Annotated in this window: 18 protein-coding genes and 2 pseudogenes; 9 read left to right on the top strand and 11 right to left on the bottom strand. The window is 67.0% G+C overall.

Annotated features, from left to right (window positions below):
• Window positions 1-81: 81 nt before the first annotated feature.
• Window positions 82-1,236, bottom strand: coding sequence for an isobutyryl-CoA dehydrogenase (locus tag AB4Y99_RS10480; protein WP_441523261.1), 1,155 nt, complete (start codon window positions 1,234-1,236; stop codon window positions 82-84).
• 222 nt (window positions 1,237-1,458) lie between these two features.
• Window positions 1,459-2,955 (bottom strand): CoA-acylating methylmalonate-semialdehyde dehydrogenase, encoded by a 1,497-nt coding sequence (locus AB4Y99_RS10485; protein WP_441523262.1) that lies wholly within the window; start codon window positions 2,953-2,955, stop codon window positions 1,459-1,461.
• A 123-nt stretch (window positions 2,956-3,078) separates the two neighbouring features.
• On the opposite strand from AB4Y99_RS10485, the gene AB4Y99_RS10490 reads away from it, so the two are divergent.
• Complete coding sequence (locus tag AB4Y99_RS10490; protein WP_112763038.1) at window positions 3,079-4,008, top strand: LysR family transcriptional regulator; 930 nt, start codon at window positions 3,079-3,081, stop codon at window positions 4,006-4,008.
• Between the two features lie 21 nt (window positions 4,009-4,029).
• Here AB4Y99_RS10490 and AB4Y99_RS10495 read toward each other — a convergent pair.
• From AB4Y99_RS10495 to AB4Y99_RS10505, 3 genes and pseudogenes are all read right to left on the bottom strand, one after another.
• Window positions 4,030-5,342, bottom strand: a pseudogene (locus AB4Y99_RS10495) (diguanylate cyclase).
• 84 nt (window positions 5,343-5,426) lie between these two features.
• Complete coding sequence (locus AB4Y99_RS10500; protein WP_441523263.1) at window positions 5,427-7,088, bottom strand: ABC transporter permease; 1,662 nt, start codon at window positions 7,086-7,088, stop codon at window positions 5,427-5,429.
• A gap of 118 nt (window positions 7,089-7,206) precedes the next feature.
• Window positions 7,207-8,196 (bottom strand): ABC transporter substrate-binding protein, encoded by a 990-nt coding sequence (locus tag AB4Y99_RS10505; protein ID WP_441523264.1) that lies wholly within the window; start codon window positions 8,194-8,196, stop codon window positions 7,207-7,209.
• Between the two features lie 207 nt (window positions 8,197-8,403).
• On the opposite strand from AB4Y99_RS10505, the gene tal reads away from it, so the two are divergent.
• From tal to AB4Y99_RS10525, 4 genes are all read left to right on the top strand, one after another.
• Entirely contained in the window at window positions 8,404-9,369 is a 966-nt protein-coding gene (gene tal, locus AB4Y99_RS10510; RefSeq protein ID WP_112763034.1) for a transaldolase, read from the top strand.
• A gap of 201 nt (window positions 9,370-9,570) precedes the next feature.
• The gene (locus AB4Y99_RS10515; protein WP_441523265.1) at window positions 9,571-10,194 is read left to right on the top strand and encodes an HdeD family acid-resistance protein; all 624 of its coding nucleotides are present in this window, start codon (window positions 9,571-9,573) and stop codon (window positions 10,192-10,194) included.
• 144 nt (window positions 10,195-10,338) lie between these two features.
• The gene (locus AB4Y99_RS10520) at window positions 10,339-10,878 is read left to right on the top strand and encodes a YceI family protein (protein ID WP_441523266.1); all 540 of its coding nucleotides are present in this window, start codon (window positions 10,339-10,341) and stop codon (window positions 10,876-10,878) included.
• On the top strand, window positions 10,875-11,501 hold the full coding sequence (locus AB4Y99_RS10525) for a cytochrome b (protein ID WP_441523267.1): 627 nt from the start codon (window positions 10,875-10,877) through the stop codon (window positions 11,499-11,501). Before AB4Y99_RS10520 ends, AB4Y99_RS10525 begins: the two co-directional genes overlap by 4 nt.
• Before the next feature lie 78 nt (window positions 11,502-11,579).
• Here the strand turns inward: AB4Y99_RS10525 and AB4Y99_RS10530 are convergent, their stop codons facing one another.
• The 5 genes from AB4Y99_RS10530 to amaB form a co-directional block, all read right to left on the bottom strand.
• The gene (locus AB4Y99_RS10530; protein WP_441523268.1) at window positions 11,580-12,107 is read right to left on the bottom strand and encodes a hypothetical protein; all 528 of its coding nucleotides are present in this window, start codon (window positions 12,105-12,107) and stop codon (window positions 11,580-11,582) included.
• Between the two features lie 258 nt (window positions 12,108-12,365).
• Window positions 12,366-14,042, bottom strand: a complete 1,677-nt coding sequence (locus AB4Y99_RS10535) for a thiamine pyrophosphate-binding protein (RefSeq protein ID WP_441523269.1) — start codon at window positions 14,040-14,042, stop codon at window positions 12,366-12,368.
• Entirely contained in the window at window positions 14,035-15,228 is a 1,194-nt protein-coding gene (locus tag AB4Y99_RS10540; protein ID WP_441523270.1) for a CaiB/BaiF CoA transferase family protein, read from the bottom strand. Before AB4Y99_RS10540 ends, AB4Y99_RS10535 begins: the two co-directional genes overlap by 8 nt.
• 139 nt (window positions 15,229-15,367) lie before the next feature.
• Window positions 15,368-16,564: an acyl-CoA dehydrogenase gene (locus AB4Y99_RS10545; RefSeq protein WP_112763029.1), complete on the bottom strand. Its 1,197-nt coding sequence runs from the start codon at window positions 16,562-16,564 to the stop codon at window positions 15,368-15,370.
• Window positions 16,565-16,705: 141 nt separating this feature from the next.
• Window positions 16,706-18,226: an L-piperidine-6-carboxylate dehydrogenase gene (amaB, locus tag AB4Y99_RS10550; protein WP_441523271.1), complete on the bottom strand. Its 1,521-nt coding sequence runs from the start codon at window positions 18,224-18,226 to the stop codon at window positions 16,706-16,708.
• A gap of 161 nt (window positions 18,227-18,387) precedes the next feature.
• On the opposite strand from amaB, the gene AB4Y99_RS10555 reads away from it, so the two are divergent.
• From AB4Y99_RS10555 to AB4Y99_RS10565, 3 genes are all read left to right on the top strand, one after another.
• Window positions 18,388-19,302 carry a LysR family transcriptional regulator gene (locus AB4Y99_RS10555; protein WP_441523272.1) on the top strand — a complete coding sequence of 305 codons (915 nt, stop codon included), beginning with the start codon at window positions 18,388-18,390 and terminating at the stop codon, window positions 19,300-19,302.
• Between the two features lie 90 nt (window positions 19,303-19,392).
• Window positions 19,393-20,616 (top strand): NAD(P)/FAD-dependent oxidoreductase, encoded by a 1,224-nt coding sequence (locus AB4Y99_RS10560; RefSeq protein ID WP_441523273.1) that lies wholly within the window; start codon window positions 19,393-19,395, stop codon window positions 20,614-20,616.
• Between the two features lie 27 nt (window positions 20,617-20,643).
• Window positions 20,644-21,150, top strand: coding sequence for a DinB family protein (locus AB4Y99_RS10565; protein WP_038360646.1), 507 nt, complete (start codon window positions 20,644-20,646; stop codon window positions 21,148-21,150).
• Window positions 21,151-21,243: 93 nt separating this feature from the next.
• Here AB4Y99_RS10565 and AB4Y99_RS10570 read toward each other — a convergent pair whose 3' ends face one another.
• Complete coding sequence (locus AB4Y99_RS10570; protein ID WP_441523274.1) at window positions 21,244-21,762, bottom strand: GNAT family acetyltransferase; 519 nt, start codon at window positions 21,760-21,762, stop codon at window positions 21,244-21,246.
• A gap of 169 nt (window positions 21,763-21,931) precedes the next feature.
• Between AB4Y99_RS10570 and AB4Y99_RS10575 the strand changes: the two are divergent.
• A pseudogene (locus AB4Y99_RS10575) lies at window positions 21,932-22,044 on the top strand (LysE family translocator); the annotation flags it as partial.

The following is a 22,044-nucleotide window of genomic DNA, read 5'->3' on the forward strand; positions in this document are numbered from 1 at the left end:
CGCCGTGAGGGCACCCAGAAGGGTGGTGCCGATCAAGTAAACGATAAATTGTCGAAAGAAACTCACGTCGTTTCTCCGGCGTCAATTCCCCTTCGCGCGTCCCACCAGCCCGCGCGCGACGATCATCCGCATCACCTCGTTGGTGCCTTCGAGGATCTGGTGGACGCGCAGGTCGCGGACGATCTTCTCGATGCCGTAATCGGCCAGATAACCGTAGCCGCCATGGATCTGCAGCGCSTCRTTSGCGACCKCGAAACCGGTGTCGGTGGCGATGCGCTTGGCCATGGCGCAGAGCTTCGTCGCATCCGGCGTCTTGGCATCGAGCGCCGCGGCGGCACGCCAGAGCAGGGTGCGCGCTGCCTCAAGCTCGGTTGCCATGTCGGCGAGCTTGAATTGCAGCGCCTGGAAATCGGCGATGGCCGAGCCGAAGGCCTTGCGCTCCTTGGCATAGGTGATGGCCTTGTCGAGCGCTCCTTGCGCGCCGCCGATCGAGCAGGCGCCGATATTGAGCCGCCCGCCATCGAGGCCGGCCATGGCGATCTTGAAGCCGATGCCTTCCGGGCCGAGCCGGTTCGCCACCGGCACGCGGCAATTCTCGAAGATCACCGCCCGTGTCGGCTGGGCGTTCCAGCCCATCTTCTTCTCATTGGCGCCGAAGGAGAGGCCGGGAGTGTCCTTCTCGACCACGATGGTCGAGATGCCCCCGGGGCCGGCCTCGCCGGTGCGGGCCATCACGACATAGATGTCGGAAACCCCGGCGCCGGAGATGAACTGCTTCTGCCCGTCGAGCACGTAATGGTCGCCGTCGAGCACCGCCTTGGTCTTCAGAGCGGCCGCGTCCGAGCCGGCGCCGGGCTCGGTCAGGCAATAGCTCGCCAGATGCTCCATCGTGCAGAGCTTCGGCAGGAGGCGCCGGCGTTGTTCGTCGGAGCCGTAGCGGTCGATCATCCAGGCGCACATGTTGTGGATCGAGATATAGGCTGCGACCGTCGGGCAGCCGGTCGAGAGCGCCTCGAAGATCAGCGCCGCATCGAGCCGGGTCAGGCCGGAGCCGCCGACATCGTCCTGGATATAGATGCCGCCCATGCCGAGCGCGGCGGCAGCGCGCATCACCTCGACCGGGAAATGCTTCTCCTCGTCCCAGCGCATGGCGTGGGGGGCGAGTGTCTCGGCGGCGAATTCCTGCGCCATGTCGCGGATGGCGATCTGGTCTTCGGTGAGAGCGAAGGCGTTCATGGCTGGCCCTCCTGATCAGTGAGATAGTCCCGCGGCGCAGGCGCGCGCAATCGCGACGAAAGGCCGGGCCTGTTCGCGTCGGATCGGGATGGGGAAGGGCGGCCGGCAGATCGCGATGCGCCGGCAGCATTCATGGCAGGTCGAGCCGCGCCAGCGGAGGCCGGAAGCGACGTTGCGATGGTCCGCAGCGTTCGCTCCATGGCCCCCTCCGTCGGCGTTGCCTCAGTTCATCGTCGGAATGACGAAGCTCGCACCGTCCTTGATGCCGCTCGGCCAGCGCGCCGTCACCGTCTTGGTCTTGGTGTAGAAGCGGATCGAATCCGGGCCGTGCTGGTTGAGGTCGCCGAAGGCCGAGCGCTTCCAGCCGCCGAAGGTGTAATAGGCCAGCGGCACCGGGATCGGCACGTTGATGCCGATCATGCCGACCTGCACCTTCGAGGCGAAGTCGCGCGCGGCGTCGCCGTCGCGGGTGAAGATCGCGGTGCCATTGCCGTATTCGTGGTCGTTGGTGAGCTTCAGCGCCTCGTCATAGCTGTCGGCGCGGACGACCGCGAGCACCGGCCCGAAGATCTCTTCCTTGTAGATGCGCATGTCCTTGGTGACGTTGTCGAACAGGCAGCCGCCGACATAGAAGCCGTTCTCGTAGCCCTGCATCTTGAAGCCGCGGCCATCGACGACGAGCTTGGCGCCTTCCTCGACGCCGATATCGACGTAGTTCTTGATCTTCTCCATCGCCGCCTTGGTGACGACCGGGCCGTAATCGGCGGTGACATCGGTCGAGGGGCCGACCTTGAGGCTCTCGACGCGCGGAATCAGGCGCTTSACCAGCTCRTCGGCCGTGGCCTTGCCGACGGGCACCGCGACCGAGATCGCCATGCAGCGCTCGCCGGCCGAGCCGTAGCCGGCGCCGATCAGCGCGTCGACGGCCTGGTCCATRTCGGCRTCSGGCATGATGAYCATGTGATTCTTGGCGCCGCCGAAGCACTGCACGCGCTTACCGTTCGCGCAGCCCCGGGCGTAGATGTACTCCGCGATCGGGGTCGAGCCGACGAAGCCGACGGCCTTGATCTCGGGATGGTCGAGGATGGCGTCGACCGCTTCCTTGTCGCCATTGACGACGTTGAGGATGCCGGGAGGGCCGCCGGCCTCGATGAAGAGTTCGGCGAGGCGCATCGGCACGCCGGGATCGCGCTCCGAGGGCTTCAGGATGAAGGCGTTGCCGCAGGCGATCGCGGGGCCGAGCTTCCAGAGCGGGATCATCGCCGGGAAGTTGAACGGGGTGATGCCGGCGACCACGCCGAGCGGCTGGCGCAGCGAATAGATGTCGATGCCGGGGCCGGCACCGTCGGTGAACTCGCCCTTCATCAGGTTGGGCGCGCCGAGCGAGAATTCCACGACCTCGACGCCGCGCTGGATGTCGCCCTTGGCGTCGGGAATGGTCTTGCCATGCTCGCGGGCGAGCAGTTCGGCCAGCTCATCGTTGTTCTGGGCGATCAGGTCGAGGAACTTCATCAGCACGCGGGCGCGGCGCTGCGGATTGGTCGCCGCCCATTTCGGCTGCGCTTCGGCCGCGTTCCTGACGGCCGCGTCGAGTTCGGCCGCGGAGGCGAGCGCGACCTTGCCGATCACGCTGCCATCCATCGGCTGGAAGATGTCGGCGCTGCGTCCCGAGGTGCCGGCGACCTGCTTGCCGCCGATGAAATGTCCGACCTGACGCATGGCGCCCTCCCTACGAATTGGTGGTGTGGTGATCGTGACAACTCACTACCATTCTCGTTTGCGCACGGCTATAGCGAGCATGGAACGCCTGTCGTGCAAAAACACAAATATGAGGAGGGAGGCTTGGAGCGCTTCGACTGGGACGATCTCCGCTTCTTTCTGGCGGTGGCCCGCTCCGGCCGGCTGACCGCCGCCGCGCGCCGGCTCGGCGCCGACCATGCCACCGTCTCGCGCCGCATCACCTCGCTGGAGGAGGCGCTGAAGGCGAAGCTGTTCGAGCGCCGTCCGCAGGGCTACACGCTGACGGCGCATGGCGAGCGGCTGCTCGCCAAGGCGGAGACGATGGAGACCGAGGCGCTCGCCATCCAGAGCGATATCGGCGGCGCCGACATGGCCTTGTCCGGCACGGTCAGGATCGGCGCGCCGGACGGCTTCGGCACCGCCTTCCTGGCGCCGCGCCTCGCGGCCTTCGCGAAATCCTATCCGGGGCTGGAGATCCAGCTCATCGCCATGCCGCGCCTGCTGTCGCTCTCSAAGCGSGAGGCCGATGTCGCGATCACGCTCGCSCCGCCSAAGGAGGGCAAGGTGGTGGCGCGCAAGCTCGCCGATTATCGCCTCGGCCTCTACGCCGCGCCGGGCTATCTCAAGGATATGCCTTCGGTGACGAAGCCGGACGACCTCTTCGAGCACCGCATCATCGGCTATATCGACGACCTGATCTTCTCGCCCGAGCTCGACTATCTCGACGAGGTCGCCAAGGGCCTGCGCGCCCATGTCCAGAGTTCGAGCGTCATCGCCCAGATGAAYGCGGTGGTYGCCGGCGCCGGCATCGGCGTCATCCATCATTTCATGGCGGAGAACGACCCGCGGCTCGTGCCGGTGCTGCCCGAGACGGTGCAGATCACCCGCTCCTTCTGGCTGCTCGTCCATGCCGATCTCAAGGACGTCGCCCGTGTCCGCGCCATCGTCGACTTCGTCGTGCGCGAAGCCAAGGCGTCCCGCGCGCTTCTGATGGGCGAGCCGAGACAGGAGCCGCGCGCGGCGGCGGAGTAGCCGGCTGCGCGCGAGCCTGCCCTAGCTTCTTTGAGCGGCGGCGCAGACCCGGTTCCGGCCGGCCTGCTTGGCCGTATAGAGCGCCTGGTCGGCCCGGCCGAGGCTGGCATCGAGACGCTCGGAGGCGCCGATCTCGGTGACGCCGATCGAGACGGTGAGCGCCAAGGTCTCGCCTCCCAGCAGCAGCGCTTCGCGGGCGATCTCCTCGCGGATCGTTTCCGAGAGCCGCAGCGCTTCCGCAAGATCCGCGCCCCGGAACAGGATCGCGAATTCCTCGCCGCCGACGCGCGCCAGCAGATTGGTGCCGCCCCCGGGGCGAGACGGCTGAGACTCCGCGCAACCGCATCGAGCACCCTGTCGCCGCCGTCATGGCCGTGGCGGTCGTTCAGCTGCTTGAAATGGTCGATGTCGAGCAGCGCGATCGAGGCCGGCAACCCGGCCTGCCGGGCCGTCTCGACCAGAGCCGGCTCCTGCTCGAAGAAATGGCGCCGGTTGAACAGGTTGGTGAGATAGTCCCGTGCGGCCAGCTCCTGCAGCCGCTTGAGCTGCGTCAGCGTCTCGACATTCGAGGCGATGCGGCATTGCAGCTCTTCCAGGACGAAGGGGCGCGCGACGAAGTCATGCGCCCCGGCCTTGAGGAAGCCGGCGGAGGTCTTCCGGTCGGTCGAGGAGGAGATCCCGATGAGGCGGACATTGGGATGGCTCCGCCGGATTTTGCGAGCCAGCTCGAAGCCGTCCATGTCCGGCATGTAATAGTCGCTGACGACGAGCTCCAGGTCAGGATGGGCGTCGAGCAGGGCGAGCGCTTCCGCGCCCGAGCCGGCCTCGACCACGACATATTGCTGGATCGACAGCATGCGGGCGAGCACCTTGCGGGTGGTGCGGGTGTCGTCCACGACGAGGATGCGCGTATTGCGGTTGTCGAGCGCGCGCTTCACCGTGGCGACGAGGTTCGGAAGGGCGAACTCGTTGTCCTTCAGAACGTAGTCGATGACCTCGCGCTCCATGATCCGTCCGCGCGTGGCGAGATCGAAGGTCGCGGTGAAGACGACGGTCGGGATGCCGTGGGCGACGGTCCAGTCGAGGGCTTCGCCGCGCGGCGCGTCCGGCAGGTTGAGGTCGACCACCGCGATCGCATAGGCGCCGGGTGCCGCGACGATCAGCTCGCTGAGGTCCTTGAGCGAGGCGCAGGTCGTGACGGGCAGCCCGGTCTCCGCTTCGAGGAACTGACGCAAGGCGATCGCGAATGTCCGCGAATCTTCGATGACGAGGATGCCGCGCTCGTCTTTCCCGGGTTTATCATCGGCAAGAGCCGCCGTAGATGGAGCATTCATGCTCCATCTACGGCGCTGTCAGGCTTAATTTTCCGTGACGTTCCGCCCGCGGTCTCAGGTCGGTCGTGACGTTGATGTCGCGCTTCAGATTCTCCAGGGCAGCACGTTGCGCGGCAGATGCCGGCCGAGGAGGTCGAGCAGCAGCATGGCGGCGAGGATCACCGCGGAGGCGCTGATGGCGATCGCGGCGGCCTCGCCCGCGAGCCCGGCTTCCTTCAGGCTGAACAGCACGACGCCGAGCGTCTCGGTGCCTGACGACCAGAGCAGCGCCGAGACGGTCAGCTCGTTGAAGGCGACGAGGAAGACCATCAGGGCGGAGACGGCAGCGGCCGGCGCCAGGATCGGCGCGACGATGAAGCGCAGCATCTGCCAGAGCCCGGCGCCATCGAGCTTGGCCGCCTCTTCATGATGCGCCTCGATCTGCGCCATCGCCGCCAGCGGCGCCTTCAACGCCAGCGGCAGGAAGCGCGCGAGATAGGCGAAGAGGATGATGAAGGGCGTSSCRTAGATGCTGACGCCGATCAGCGGCAGCGGCYTCAGGAASATCAGGATGCAGGCGATGGCGAGCACCACGCCCGGCAGCGCATAGGGCAATTCGACGATGAGCTCCACCGGCCGCCGGAGCCTGCCGATGCGCCGCTCGAGCCCGTAGGCGAAGGCGATCGAGGTGAGCGAGAGCAGGACCGCAGCGACCGCCGCGAACCAGAAGGAATTCCAGAAGGCGCGGATGGTCACGGCCTGGCGGAACAGCACCTCGGTGAATTTGTCGAAGGTCAGGCTCTGCCAGGAGAGCGGCACGCCGAGCGCGGGCGTCAGCGCCTCGCTCGCCAGCGCGAAGAAGGGCAGGCCGAGCTTGACGAGCAGCAGTAGCCACAGGCCGGCGGCGACGAAGGGGCGTGCGGGCCCAAGCAGCCAGAACGGTTCGAGCGGCCTCTCGATCTCGACCTTGCCGCCCTGGCGGCGCGCGACCGCCATGCCGGCCAGGATGCCGAGCGCCGCRACGGCGCCGACGAGCAGGGCGAGTGCGGCGGTCTCGGGCAGGCTCTCCGGGCCGAAGCTCGACAGCCGGCGATAGATCAGCGTCGGCAGGGTGAGGTAGTTCACGGGCAACCCAAGCAAAGCTGGAATGCCGAAATTACCGACGCCGGCGACGAAGGCGATCAGCCCCGCCGCGATGAATTGCGGCCGCAGCACCGGCACGATGATCCGCGCGGTGATGGTCGCAGGCCCCGCGCCTTCCATCTGCGCCGCCTCGACCAGCGAATGCGGGATGCTTCGCAGCCCCGTCCAGAGCGTGATCGCGACGAGCGGCGCATGGTGCAATGCCATCACGAGGATAATGCCCCCGCGTCCGAGCAGCGGGTTGGCCGTGCCGGGCTCCGGCGCGAGCCCGAGCAGCATCAGCACCTGCGAGTTCGGCGCGAGCAGGCTGAGGAAGGCGAGCGCCGCCACCTGCGGCGCGATCATCATCGAGAACACGAAGGCGAAGGCGAGGGGGCGCTTGCCGCGGATATCGGTGACGCCGAGCGCCAGTGCGACGACGGTGCCGATCGCGAGTGCGCCCAGCGCCGAGAAGAAGGAGGTGTCGAGCGTGTGCAGCGTGGCGGTTACGGCGGCGCGGCCGGTCATCGCGGCAAAGGCGACATCCGGCGCGAGCTGCCCGCCCGGCGCGAAGGCCGCCAGCACGAGCCGCAGGAAAGGCAGGCCGCCGAGCAGCAGCGCAACCAGGATGACGAGCGCCGGCAACCCTAGCTCGGCAGGCAGGCGCAAAGGCGGAAGCGGGAGCGCCGGAACAGGCTCCCGCTTCCGTGATGGGCGCAGGACGAGCGTCATCGCGCCGTATGTCCGTGAGGCGAAACCACGCTCACTCGAAGATGGCGCCGAAGCGCTTGCGGGCGGCGTCCGACTCGGCCAGCGCCTTGCCGGCGTCGAAGGACATCAGCTTGATGGCGTCGCGGGCCGGGTAGCCGGCCGGCAGCGCGACATCAGGACGCGCCGGGACATAACCCTGCTTCAGCGCGACTTGCTGCCCCTCTTTCGACAGGGCGAAGTCGATGAAGGCACGGGCGGCCGCCTCGTTCTTGGTGCCCTTGAGGATGGCGACCGGTTCGCTGACCGAGGAGACGCCCTCGCTCGGGAAGACGAACTCGACCGGCGCGCCCTTGGCCTTCTCGCGGATCGGCATGAAGTCGACGATCATGCCGTAGAGCTTCTCGCCCGTGGCGACCTGGCGCAGGATGTCGCCATTGGCGCCGGCAGCCAGCGTGCCGTTCTCCTTCAGCGCCTCGTAGTATTTCCAGCCATCCTTGAGATTGCCGGTCAGCGTGATCGTGTGGATCAGCGCGGCGCCCGAATTCAGCGGGCTCGGCATGGCGATCTGGTTCTTCGCCTCCGGCTTGGTGAGGTCGAGCCAGCTCGTCGGCTTCATCGTGGCCTTGGTGTTGTAGACGATGCCGGTGGTGATCAGCTTGGTCGCGAACCAGAACTTGGCGGGGTCGTGGATCCCAGCCGGATAGGCCGAGACGTCGGCCTTGTCGTAAGCCTCCAGCCGGCCTTCCTTCTTCAGCCCTTCCATGGTCACGGAATCGGCGATCAGCAGCACGTCGGCCTGCGGGCTGCCTGCCTCGAACTCGGCCCTGAGCTTCGCCAGGACGCGCGGCGTGCCGTCGCGGACGAAGGAGATGTCGACCTTCGGGTACTTCGCCTTGAAGGCATCGACGGTCTGCTGAGCGTCGGTGTTCGGCTGGCTCGTATAGAGCACCAGCTTGCCTTCCACGCCCTGCGCCTGCGCGCCCAGCGCCGAGACGATCAGGCCGGCGGCAATGGTGAACGCGCTCAATGCCTTGCGCTGCATGTAACTCTCCATCTCTGGCCGCAACCGCGGGATGGCGCTGCCGGTAGACCCTGCGCGTGACAGTTCCGTGAAGACCGTGTCGTAAATGGCCGGTGGTTGCGTGTCACCCGCGCGCATGGTCGGATTGCCATGGCGGGCTCGCAATGGCAGGGCAGAGGCGCCACATTGCGGGTGACCGCCCAAGGATCAGGACACCGGGAACAGATCATGGCTTCCAAGCTCGACCAGCTCCGCGAGATGACCACCGTCGTCGCCGACACCGGCGATATCGAAGCGGTGCGCCGGCTCAAGCCCGTCGACTGCACCACCAATCCGACGCTGCTGTTCAAGGCGGCGGAGACGCCGGCCTATGCCCATCTCGTCGAAGAGGCGATCGCCTGGGGCAAGAAGCAGGGCGGTGGCGAGAAGGCGGTCCAGGCCGTCTGCGACCGGCTTGCCGTCAGCTTCGGCACGGAACTCACGAAGATCGTGCCCGGCCGCGTCTCGACCGAGGTCGATGCCGATCTCTCSTTCGACGGCAAGGCCACGATCGACAAGGCACGCGCCATCATCGCCGCCTACAAGGAGCGCGGCGTCGCGCGCGAGCGCATCCTGATCAAGATCGCCTCGACCTGGGAGGGCCTGCAGGCCGCCAAGGTGCTGCAGGGCGAGGGCATCGATTGCAACCTGACGCTGCTCTTCGCCTTGCCGCAGGCGGTCGCGGCCGCCGATGCGAACGCCTTCCTGATCTCGCCCTTCGTCGGGCGCATCCTCGACTGGCACGTCAAGGCCGGCGGCGGCCCCTACACGGCCGAGACCGACCCCGGCGTCGTCTCGGTGAAGAGCATCTATGCCTATTACAAGACCTTCGGCATCAAGACGGTGGTGATGGGCGCCTCCTTCCGCAACACCGGCGAGATCGAGGCGCTGGCCGGCTGCGACCGGCTGACCATCGGGCCTAGCCTGCTCGACGAGCTCGCCGCCGCGACCGGCGATCTGCCGCGCCGGTTGTCGCCTGCCGCCTCGCCGCAGACTTCCTCGGAGATGGCGAAGCGCATCGTCCTCGACGAGAAGGCCTTCCGTTTCGCCATGAACGAGGATGCGATGGCGACGGAGAAGCTGGCGGAGGGCATCCGCGGCTTCGTCAAGGACCTGCGCAGCCTGCGCAAGCTCGTGGCCGAAAAGCTCGGCTGAGACATGCGCAGCCCGGTGGCTCCGCGCGCTCGATGAGCGCTGCGGCGCCTGGCCGGGGCGGTTCTCGGCCTCTCCGGCGGGCGCGATCTTTGGAGGATGGAGCCGGCTGCGATTGACGCGCCGGCCCGTCGGGTTTCTCATGGCTTTCGTCTGACAGGCGGTTCCGGTCTTCGGCGCCTGCCGCAAACGGAGCCGGTCGCCATGAGCAATCCCTCTGAAATCAGCACGCCGTCCGAAACCTCCCCGCATCGCCCGCCATCGCTCGGCACGCATCTCATTCCGCTCAGGCGCAACTGGCGCTGGCTGATGGCGGCCGGCATCGCCCTGATCGTCCTCGGCGTGCTCGGGCTCGGCACGGTCGCCCTGCTCAGCGTCGCCAGCGCGATCTGGTTCGGGGCGATGATCTTCGTCGGCGGTATCATCGTGCTGATCGACGCCTTCCGCCATCAGGGCTGGAAGAGCCGCCTGCTGCATATCCTGATCGGCGTGCTCTACGTCGCCGTCGGCGYGATGACCTTCGTCAATCCGCTGCTCGCGACGGCGTCGCTGACCCTGCTGGCCGGCGCGGCCCTGGTCGCCACGGGCGTGCTGCGCCTCATCGTTGCTTTCCAGAACCGGGAATTGCCCTATTGGACCTGGGTTGCGCTCTCGGGGCTGCTGTCCTTGATCCTCGGCGGSATGATCCTGRYGCAATGGCCGGCCTCGAGCYTCTGGGTGCTCGGCACCTTCCTCGCCATCGAGCTGATCTTCCAGGGCTGGGCTGCGATCGCGCTCGCCCGCGCCATCCGCTCCACCTTCGATGGGGTCATCACCAAACGCGCTTGAGCGGCGCCGGTCGCGAATTGCGGCGCCGCTTCACCTTTGCGTGTTGCGGCGCGCTTCGCCACGTTTTTTCCATGGAAAAGACGATACTTCGCGATTCTCGCAAGCCGCCTCCGGTGCGTCATGATCAAGCCAGCTGTTTTTGCCTTGGGCACCCTTCTCTTCGGCCTGCCGGCCCAGGCCCAGTCGAGCTGGAACTTCGACCGCGCGGCGACGCAGATCAGCTTCATCGGCCACCGCTTCGGCACGGTCGTCACCAATGGCCGCTTCGAGCGCTATGACGGCACTTTCTCGATCGACTTCGACCATCCCGAGAAAAGCCGCATCCGGGTCACGCTGGAAACGGGCTCGATCAAGGCGGGCTCGCCGCTGGTCGACGGCTTCATTGCCGGGGCGAGCATGCTGGACAGTGCGGCCTACCCCACAGCGACCTTCGTCTCGGACAGCGTGACGCGGACGAGCGAGCACGACCTCGAAATTCGGGGCCGGCTCACCATCAAGGGCATGACGCATCCCTTCACCGTGCGCGCCATGATAAACGGCGATATCGGCAAGGCCCGGCGCGGCGAAGCCTTGCCCTTCCGGGCCAGCGGCAGCTTCCTGCGGCCGACCTACGATATCGGCCGGGACGTCAACATCGTCGACGACCAGATCGACATCGAGATCCAGGGCCGGCTGGCGCGATGAATGCGAAGCCCAGAGCATTTTCGAGCGAAGCGGATACCGGTTCGCGTGGAGAAAATGCGGCGAAGGGAGCGCCGGGCGATCCGGCGCGCTGGCATCCGGCCAGCGTCGCCTTGCACTGGCTGACCTTCCTGCTGATCCTGTTTCAGTTCTGGGTTTCCGGCCCCATGCTGGACGAGAAGCGCGACCTTCTCTCGCGCTTCGAGCTCTACCAGCTTCATAAATCGGTCGGGCTGACGGTCGCGGCCTTCGTCCTGCTGCGGCTCGTCCTGCGCGTCGCCCTGCGCCAGCCCGGCCCGGAGAACGACAATCCCTGGCTGCGCGGCGCCGCATCGCTCGTCCATGCCGCGCTCTATCTCTGCATCATCGCCTTGCCGGTCACCGGCCTGCTGATGGCGGCGGCGGCGCCGATCCAGATACCCACGCTCTATTTCGGGCTGTTTTCGGTGCCGCATCCGATCGGCCCCGACCCGGCCGTCTACCGGCGGATGCTGTGGCTGCACGACCAGTTCGGCAATATCCTCATCGGGCTCGGCGTCGTGCATGTGGCGGCGGTTGCCGTCCATATGCTGCTCTGGCGCGACGGCCTGCTCGGCCGGATGTGGTTCGGCCGGCGCTGGTCGTAACGGCACTTGGGACCCATTGCCGATCAGGTTGCTTCTCCCTGATCGGCATGCCCGATAGCTTCCAGATCTGTATGATGTCTAGGGTTCGACGATCTTGAGTTCCTCGACGGTTTCCGCCGTCATGGTTCTGACTTTGGTCGCTCCGGGGCTGAACATGGTGCGCGCGCCGGCGGCGGCGGCTTGCAGCTTCCGTTTCCAGCTCTTCGCATCGCCGCTGCCGAGGCCGGCGAAATCGGACCGGCGCATCGCGTCCGCGTTCCTGCCTTGGTAGACAAGCACGCCGCGATCGGTCACCACGATATCGCCGCGCCGCATCGTGGGATCCTTGAGATACCAGTACGGGTCGCTCGAGGGATCGAGCTGCACCACCGGTGGTTTCGGTGTCGACCGAGCCTCGACCGGTGCTGCCTTGGCGCGAGCGCTCTTCTGCCGCCGCGGCTTCACTGTGACGCTGAGCGGGTTGTACGGCTCCACGGCCTGGGGCCGTGGAGGGGCTCCCAAAAAGGCTCGCGCGAGATCGTCGAAAAACCCGGCGGCATGGGCCGGCAAGGCGGTGATACTCAGAATCGTAGCCAGGCCGGCAAGCGAGATCGCGCGAAACGCCATGAGCGGTAGCCTTTCCCCCGAGGGGAAGTTAGCCTAGTTCCGCGAAAATTCAATGACATGGCTGATGCGCGGCACGCGCGCGCTTAAGCGGAGGTTACCTGATCCGGTCGCCTTGAATCTCTCCCGGTCGCGGTTGCGTGCTCTGCGCCGGTTCAACTTGCCCGGGTATCGCCGCCAGGAGCGGCCCGCATCGCGTGGCGGGCCGCGGCCTGCGGATCCGGAGGAACAGCGGCATCGTCACGATGCCGCCGTTTCATCTCAGGCCTTGCCCTGCGCTGCCAGCGCTTCCGCCCGGATGGTCGAGAGCGACTTCGCCGGGGTGATCGCCTCGGGGTCGAGCAGGCAGTGGATGATCGCGGGCTTGCCCGAGGCGACGGCGCGCTCGAAGGCGGCGGCGAAGTCCTCGGTTTTCTCGACGCGCTCGCCATGGCCGCCGAAGGCCTTGGCATAGGCGGCGAAATCGGGGTTCTTCAGCGTGGTCGCGGAGACGCGGCCGGGATATTCCCGTTCCTGATGCATGCGGATTGTGCCGTACATGCCGTTATCGACCACCACGACGATGACGGGCAGGTCGTATTGCACGGCGGTGGCGAAATCCTGCCCGTTCATCAGGAAGCAGCCATCGCCGGCGAAGGCGACGACGGTCCGCTCCGGGAAGATCCGCTTGGCGCCGATGGCGGCCGGGACGCCATAGCCCATCGAGCCCGAAGTCGGGGCGAGCTGCGTCGCGAACTTGTTGAAGCGATGGAAGCGGTGCACCCAGGTCGCATAGTTGCCGGCGCCGTTGCACAGGATCGCGTCGTCGGGCAGGCGGCTCCGCAGCCAGCGCACCATCTCGCCGGGATGGAAAGCTCCCGCGACGGGTGCCGGCTGCTCGCTCCAGGCGAGATAGGCCTCATGCGCTTCGGCTGCCGCGCCGGCCCAGGGGATCGTCTGCGGCGGGTGCACGGTCTCCAGCGCCGCGCAGAAGGCGGTCGGCGTAGCGTTGATCGCCTGCGTCGGCCGGTAGACGCGGCCGAGCTCCTCCGGGTCCGGATGGACATGGACGAGCGGGCGTCCGGGGTTGGGAATGCCGAACAGCGTATAGGACTGGCTCGGCATCTCCGAGAGGCGGCCGCCGACGAGCAGGACGAGGTCGCTCTCCTTGATGCGGGCGAGCAGCTTAGGGTTCGGGCCGATGCCGAGATCGCCGGCAAAATTCGGATGGTCGGCCGGGAACAGCATCTGCCGGCGGAAGGAGACCGCGACGGGCAGGTCGAAGCGCTCGGCGAAGCGCTGGAAGCGCTCGATCGCCTGCGGATTCCAGCGCGAGCCGCCGAGAATCGCGATCGGCTTCTTCGCCGCCCAGAGCCGCTTCTGCAATTCGATGGTCTGGGTCAGGGAGGGGTGCGTTTCCGTGACCTGATAGGGCTCGGCGTCGGCGACATCGGCGATGTCGGTCAGCATGTTCTCGGGCAAGGCGATCACCACCGGGCCGGGGCGGCCCGAGGTCGCGATATGGAAGGCGCGGCTGATGATCTCGGGGATGCGCGCGGCATCGTCGATCTCGGTCGCCCATTTCGTCATGGTGCCGAAGACGGCGCGGTAGTCGAGCTCCTGGAAGGCCTCGCGCTCGCGCATGCTCTGGTCGATCTGGCCGACGAAGAGGATGAGCGGCGTCGAATCCTGATCGGCGATATGGACGCCGGGCGAGGCGTTGGTGGCGCCGGGGCCGCGCGTGACGAAGCAGATGCCGGGCTTGCCKGTGAGCTTGCCGGCRGCCTCSGCCATCATSSMGGCGCCGCCYTCGGCSCGGCAGATGGTGACCTTCATCGAAGCGTCGTGCAGCGCGTCGAGCACGGCGAGATAGCTCTCGCCCGGCACGCAGAAGGCGTCGGTGGCGCCGTGGAGGATGAGCTGGTCGACGAGGATCTGCCCGCCAGTACGATTAGCCATGCTGCGGCCCTCCCCAGGCCGGATCGTTCAGAATCTCGTCGGCATGCTCGCCGAGCCGTGGGCTCGTGCGCTCAGCCACTTGCCGCACGCCATCCATGACGATGGGCGAGGCGACGGTTGGAATATGGCCCGCCTTCGCGGCTGCACTCGGCAGATCGACCTTGATGCCGCGCGCGATCACTTGTGGATCGGCGAAGACTTCGCGGATGTCGTTGATAGGTCCGGCCGGGACGCCGACCTTCTCCAGCGCCGCCAGCAGGTCGAGCTTGGCATAACGCTGGCAAAGCCTGTGCAAACGCTCGGTCAGAGCGACGCGGTTCTTCACCCGCGAGCGGTTGTCGATGTAGTCGGGCTCCTCGGCCAGCGTCGGTTCGCCCAGAACCTCGCAGAGTTTGCGCCACTGCCCGTCATTGCCGGTGGCGATGATGATGTGGCCGTCCGCGACCGGAAACACGTCATAGGGCACGATGTTGGGATGGGCGTTGCCGAGCCGCGCCGGAGGCTGGCCGCCGACCAGATAGTTCATCGCCTGGTTGCCGAGCACGGCGATCTGCGTGTCGAGCAGCGCCATGTCGAGCGTCGCACCCTCGCCGGTGAGGTCGCGACGGCGCAGCGCCGCGAGGATGCCGTTGGAGGCATAGAGGCCGGTGAAGATGTCGGCGACGGCATAGCCCGCCTTCATCGGCGCGCCCGCGGGCTCGCCGGTGACCGACATCGGCCCGCCCATGCCCTGGACGAGGAAGTCGTAGCCGGCGCGCGGCGCATAGGGGCCGTCCTGCCCGAAGCCGGTGACGGAGCAGTAGACGAGGCGCGGGAATTCCCGGCGCAGCGAAGCCGCGTCAAGCCCGTATTTCTCGAGGCCGCCGACCTTGAAATTCTCGACCACCACATCGGCGTGGGCGGCGAGTCGCTTGACCAGCGCCTGCCCTTCCGCCGTGCGGAAATCGGCCGTGATCGAGCGCTTGCCGCGATTGGCGGAGTGGAAATAGGCGGCCGAGAGGTTCTCGCCCTCGGCACCCTCGACGAAGGGCGGGCCCCATTTGCGGGTGTCGTCGCCCTCGGGCGCCTCGACCTTGACGACATCGGCGCCGAGATCGGCCAACAACTGGCCGATCCAGGGACCTGCGAGGATGCGCGCCAGTTCGAGGACGCGCAGGCCGGCGAGGGGAGGGGATTGAGACATCATCGTATGTCCGCGCCGTCATCCCGGCCGGAGCGAAGCGCAGAGCCGGGATCCATGCCTGACCGCCGATCGGCGATGTTCCGGAATGGATCCCGGGTCGACCTGCGGTCGCCCGGGATGACGCGGAGGGGGTCGGAAGGGCTCAGAAGAACGCCTGCAGGCCGGTGATCGCCCGGCCAAGGATCAGCGCGTGGACGTCATGCGTGCCCTCATAGGTGTTCACGGTCTCGAGGTTCGCCGCGTGGCGCATCACCTGATACTCGATCTGGATGCCGTTGCCGCCATGCATGTCGCGGGCCTGGCGGGCGATGTCGAGCGCCTTGCCGCAATTGTTGCGCTTCACCAGCGAGATCATCTCCGGGGCCATCTTGCCCTCATCGAGCAGGCGCCCGACGCGGAGCGAGCCCTGCAGGCCGAGCGTGATCTCGGTCAGCATGTCGGCGAGCTTCTTCTGGTAGAGCTGCGTCTGGGCCAGCGGCTTGTTGAACTGCTTGCGGTCGAGCCCATACTGGCGGGCGCGGTGAAAGCAGTCTTCGGCGGCGCCCATCACGCCCCAGGAGATGCCGTAGCGGGCGCGGTTGAGGCAGCCGAACGGGCCGGAGAGCCCCGAGACGTTCGGCAGCAGGTTCTCTTCCGGCACGATGACGCCGTCCATGACGACCTCGCCGGTGATCGAGGCGCGGAGCGAAAGCTTGCCGCCGATCTTCGGCGCCGAGAGGCCCTTCATGCCCTTCTCGAGGATGAAGCCGCGGATCTGGTTGTCATGCGCTGATGATTTCGCCCAGACGACGAAGACGTCGGCGATCGGCGAGTTCGATATCCACATCTTCGATCCCGTCAGCCTGTAGCCGTCGGCGACCTTCTCGGCGCGGGTCTTCATGCCGCCGGGATCGGAGCCGGCATCCGGCTCGGTCAGGCCGAAGCAGCCGACCCATTCGCCCGAGCCCAGCTTCGGCAGGTACTTCTTGCGCTGCTCTTCGCTGCCATAGGCATAGATCGGGTACATCACCAGCGAGGACTGCACCGACATCATCGAGCGATAGCCGGAGTCGATGCGCTCGACCTCGCGGGCGACGAGCCCGTAGGAGACGTAGTTGGCGCCGGCGCAGCCATACTCCTCGGGGACGGTGACGCCGAGCAGGCCGAGCTCGCCCATTTCGTTGAAGATCGAGCGGTCGGTCTTCTCGTCGAGATAGGCTTCGTTCACGCGCGGCTGGAGCTTCTCCTGCGCATAGGCGCGGGCCGTGTCGCGGATCAGCCGCTCGTCCTCGTTCAGCTGCTCGTCGAGCAGATAGGCATCGTCCCAGGTGAACTTCGCGAGCTTGTGGCTGCCGGCCATGGTGTTCGTCTCCCGTCTTGTTCTCAATAACCGTCATTGCGAGGAGCGGAGCGACGAAGCAATCCAGGGGGACGTAGAGCGCTGCCGCTCCTGGATTGCTTCACTACGCTCGCAATGACGGTTGCTGTTCAGTTCTACCGATCACGCATCCACGTCGAAGCTGACGCCCTGCGCCAGCGGCAAGGTGGTGCCGTAGTTCACGGTGTTGGTGGCGCGGCGCATATAGGCCTTCCAGGCGTCGGAGCCCGCCTCGCGGCCGCCGCCAGTCTCCTTCTCGCCGCCGAACGCCCCGCCGATCTCGGCGCCCGAGGGGCCGATATTGACGTTGGCGATGCCGCAATCGGAACCCTCGTCCGAGACGAAGAGCTCGGCCTCGCGCATGTTCAGCGTGAAGATCGAGGAGGACAGGCCGGCGCCGACCGCGTTCTGGATCGCGATCGCCTCGTCGATGGACTTGTACTTCATCACGTAGAGGATCGGGGCGAAGGTCTCGCGCTCGACCGGGCCGCACTGCCTGGGCATCTCGACCAGCGCCGGACGGACATAGAAGCCCCCATTGCCAACGTCGACCTTCTCGCCGCCATGGACCTTGCCGCCCTCGGCCTTGGCCTCGGAGAGCGCCTTCTGCATGCCCTGATAGGCGGCCTCGTCGACCAGCGGGCCGACCAGAACACCGGCCTCGCGGGGATCGCCGATCTTCACGGAGCCGTAGACCTTGGCGAGCTTCGGCACGAGCGCGTCATAAACGCTTTCATGCACGATCAGGCGGCGCAACGTGGTGCAGCGCTGGCCGGCGGTGCCCATCGCCGCGAAAGCGATGCCGCGCAGCGCGATATCGAGATCGGCCGAGGGAGCGACGATCGCGGCATTGTTGCCGCCGAGCTCGAGGATGGCGCGGGCGAAGCGGGCCGCGAGCTTCTGGCCGACTTCCTTGCCCATGCGGGTCGAGCCGGTGGCCGACACGACCGGAACGCGATGGTCCTGGACCAGGATGTCGCCGAGCTCGCGGCCGCCGATCAGGACTTCCGAAAGACCGATCGGAGCTTCCGGGCCGAAGCGCTTCATCGTCTTCTCGACGATGGCTTGCACGGCGAGCGCGGTGAGCGGGGTCTTCTCGGAGGGCTTCCAGACGACGCTGTCCCCGCAGACGAAGGCGAGAGCCGCATTCCACGACCAGACCGCGACCGGGAAGTTGAAGGCCGAGATCACGCCGCAGATGCCGATCGGGTGCCAGGTCTCCATCATGCGATGGTTCGGGCGCTCGGTCGCGACGGTCAGGCCGTAGAGCTGGCGCGACAGGCCGACGGCGAAGTCGCAGATGTCGATCATCTCCTGGACCTCGCCGAGGCCTTCAGAGGTGACCTTGCCGGCTTCGAGCGTCACCAGCAGGCCGAGATCGGTCTTGGCGGCGCGCAATTCCTCGCCGAGCAGGCGGACGAATTCGCCGCGGCGCGGCGCCGGTACCTTGCGCCAGGCGAGATAGGCGGATTGGGCCCGGCCGATCGCGGCCTCGGCTTCGCCCGGAGTGGTCTCGCGCAGCGTGGTCACGGTCTCGCCGGTGATCGGCGAGCGGGCCGAAAGGCCGGCATCGGCATAGGCGCTCTCGGAGACGCCGAGGCGCTTGAGCAGGGCGAGCGTGTCTTTCGGCAGGGATGTGGCCATCTTTGTCTTCCAAAACGGTCGCAGTGCCGCAGGGGAGAGGCCCCGGGGCGCATGGCAGAGGGGCGCGGAAACCCAAGGCGCCGCGCTTGAGGCCGGGAGAATGCCCTCTTTCTTATCCTTGGGGCAATCGATATGTTCTCACCACTTGGTGAGTTCTAGTCATGGATGATGTCCTCATTCCCGGCCGCCTGTCGGTGCCCTCGCTCTCGGCGCTCGCTGCCTTCGAGGCGGCGGCCCGGCATGGCAGCTTCACCCGTGCCGCCGAGGAGCTGAGCCTGACGCAGGGCGCCGTCAGCCGGCAGGTGGCTCAGCTCGAAGGGGCTCTCGGCGTCAGCCTGTTCGAGCGCGTCAAGAAGCGTGTCAGCCTCACCGCCGCCGGCGCGGCCTATGCCGCGGAGGTTCGCGAAGGCCTGTCGCGGCTCGCCGCCGCCACCGTATCCGCCATGGCCTTCCGGGGCGCGGCCGGCGTGCTCAACCTCGCCATCCTGCCGACCTTCGGCACGCGCTGGCTGATCCCGCGCCTGCCGCGCTTCACCGAAGCCCATCCCGGCATCACCATCAACTTCGCCACCAAGCTCGTGCCCTTCGATTTCAGCCGCGAGCCGCTCGACGCCGCCGTCCATTTCGGGGATCCGGTCTGGCCGGGGGCGCGGCTGCACCGGTTGATGGGGGAGGAGATCGTGCCGGTCGCCTCGCCCGCTCTCGTCGCCCGCTTCGGGATCGCCGAGCCGGCCGACATGCTGAAGGCGCCGCTGCTGCAGCAATCGACGCGGCCGCGCGCCTGGGCCAACTGGCTGGAGCAGCAGGGCCTGCCGCCCCAGCGCGCGCTGGTGGGACCGCGCTTCGAGCAGTTCGCCATGGTCTCTCAGGCGGCGGTGGCGGGGCTCGGGCTCGCCATCGTGCCGCGCTTCCTCGTCGAGGAGGAATTGCGCTCGGGCGCGCTGGTCATCCCGATCGACCGTTCGCTGATCGGACAGGAAGGCTATTATCTGGTCTATCCCGAGGAGAAGGCGAACCTGCCGGCCGTCACCGCTTTCCGTGACTGGTTGCTGGCGGAGTGCACCCCTGTGGGATAGCGCCCCTCTCGACAAGCGCTCCCAGCCACGTCATTCATGCGCGGAATTCACCAACCCGGCTCCCTGTGGAGTCGTCGCGCGAGGCCCGCCATGCCGTCCGTCTCCGAGACCGCCGATGTCGTGATTTGCGGCGGTGCCGCGATCGGCTCCTCAGTCGCCTATCATCTTGCGGCCGATCCCGGCTTCTCCGGCAAGGTCATCGTCGTCGAGAAGGACCCGACCTACCGCTACTCCGCCTCGGCGCTCTCGGCCGCCTCGATCCGCCAGCAATTCTCGAGCGCGGTGAACATCCGCGTCTCGCTCTACGGCATCGCGTTTTTGCGCAACATCGGCACCCATCTCTCGGTCGATGGCGAGGTGCCGGCGATCGATCTCCACGAGGGCGGATACCTCTATCTCGCCGGTGAGGAGGGAAAAGGGATTCTCGAAGCCAATCAAAGACTTCAGCAGAAAGAAGGCGCCGATATCGCGCTTTATGCTGCAGAAATGCTGCGCAGCAAATTCCCCTGGCTGAACACCTCCGACCTCGCYTGCGGCACCTATGGSGTCAGCGGSGAGGGCTGGTTCGACGGYTGGGCSYTGCTGCAAGCCTTTCGCAAGAAGGCGCGCAGCCTCGGCATCGAATATCGCCAGGGCGAGGTCATCAGCTATCTCACGGAGGGCGGTCGCTTCACCGGCGTCGAGCTCGCCGATGGCAGCCGCATCGCCTGCGGCGCGGTCGTCAATGCCAGCGGCACCCATGGCGCCAGGCTGGCGGCGACGGCAGGCATCGCGATCCCCGTCAAATCGATGAAGCGCTATGTCTTCACCTTCACCTGCAAGGGCGATGTCGGGAATTGTCCGCTCCTGATCGACACGAACGGCGCCTGGTGTCGGCCGGAAGGTCAGCGCACAGCCGAAGGGCAACTCTTCATCGGCAGCTGCTCGCCGCTGACGCCCGAGCAGGATGTCGAATGGGTCGAAACCGATCCGGGCGTGGAGGATGTCGACTGGCCCTTCTTCGAGGAGGCGGTCTGGGCGCCGCTGGCCCATCGCATCCCAGCCTTCGAGCAGATCAAGCCCGGCCGTGCCTGGGCCGGCCCCTACGACATGTGCGGGCTCGACCATAACGCCATTGTCGGCCCGGCGGTCGGCCTGCCGAACCTCTATCTCGCCAATGGCTTCTCCGGCCATGGCCTGCAGCAATCCCCGGCCGTGGGGCGCGGCATCGCCGAGCACATCGCGCATGGCCGTTATCGCTCGCTCGATCTTGCCGATCTCGGCCATGAGCGCATCGTTGCCGGCAGGCCCCTCGCCGAGGCCAACATCATCTGAGCAAGATCGCCTGAGAAGGAGGCCGCGATGGTCGATCCCGCCTTCGTCCGGACCATGGCCCGCTACAATGCCTGGCAGAACGAGAGCCTGATGGCCGCTGCCGATGGGTTGACCGACGCGGAGCGCCGGCTAGACCGCGGCGCCTTCTTCAAGTCGATCCACGGCACCTTCAATCATCTCCTCTGGGGCGACGAGACCTGGCTCAGCCGCCTGACAGGTTCCGCCAAGCCGCCGATCAGCGGCCGGGACTCCGTAATCTATGTCGATGACTGGAGCGCATTCTGCGCCCGGCGCCGCGAACGGGACGCTGCCATCCTCGCCTGGGCGGATGCGGTCGAGGCTGATTGGCTGCGCGGCACGCTGATCTGGTACTTCGGTCGCGCGGGCCGTGAGATCGGCAAGCCGCGTGCCTTCGTCATCGCTCATATGTTCAATCACCAGACCCACCATCGCGGCCAGATCCATGCGATGCTGACGGCCGCCGGAGCCCGGCCGGAGGACACCGATCTCCTTCTGGTCGACGAAGCACGCTAGGCGGCGACACGTCGATGAGGGGAGGCGCTTGTGCGGCGCCCCTATGGCATAAGCGCGGTGCGCCCTTTTGGGCCCCTCCATCCGCCTTGGATATCAGCCGGCTTTCTCCGCCGAAAGGGGCGTCATTGCGCGCTGCTTCGACGGCTTGTCCCGCTCCTCATGATCGGGCGGAACCGAAGCCGTCGCATGCTGGCTGAGTTTCTGGAACAGGCCGAGGCCGACCAGCGCGAAGATCGCGAGCAGCATCACAAGGCCGGGATAGACGATCTCGCTCAGCGTCTCGCGGGTGGTCTTGGCGATCAGCACCAGCGCTTCCAGCGCCAGCGCTACGATGATGATCGACATGAACTTGGTCAGCGATCCCCGCGCCTCGGCAGGGTGGCGCATCTCGCGGTCGGCCACCACCTCCTCCTCGAACAGGAACTTGCCCACATCGGAGACGGCGACCGCGATGATGATGAGACCGATCGCGTCGAGCATCGTGTCGAGACCGCCATCGCCGGTCCAGAAGCCATGCGCGGTGCGCCAGACGGCGACGCCGATCAGGATAATCGCGGCGCCGAGCAGCGCGAAGGCGATGATGGTGTAGAGCAGCCGGCTGAACAGCGTCATGTCTTCCCCCAATCCGCTTGCGGGCGACAACGGGCGGCAAGCCCCGCCGGTTCCGTCGCGAGGGGCTTCCGGGGTATCGAAAGCGTGCATGGCCGCTCCGGCAGCCGCGGCGATTGCTGGCTCTCGCGATCCATGCTCCAAGCGCTGGACCCCGCCGGAGCGCCCGCCCATGCCCGAGACGACCACACTCCTCACCTTCGCCCTGATCGCGCTCGGCATGGTGCTGACCCCCGGCCCCAACATGATCTACCTGATCTCGCGCTCGATCGCGCAGGGCAGGGC

The organism is Allobosea sp. TAB14, from assembly GCF_052113865.1.
In the GTDB taxonomy this organism is placed as follows: domain Bacteria; phylum Pseudomonadota; class Alphaproteobacteria; order Rhizobiales; family Beijerinckiaceae; genus Allobosea; species Allobosea spartocytisi.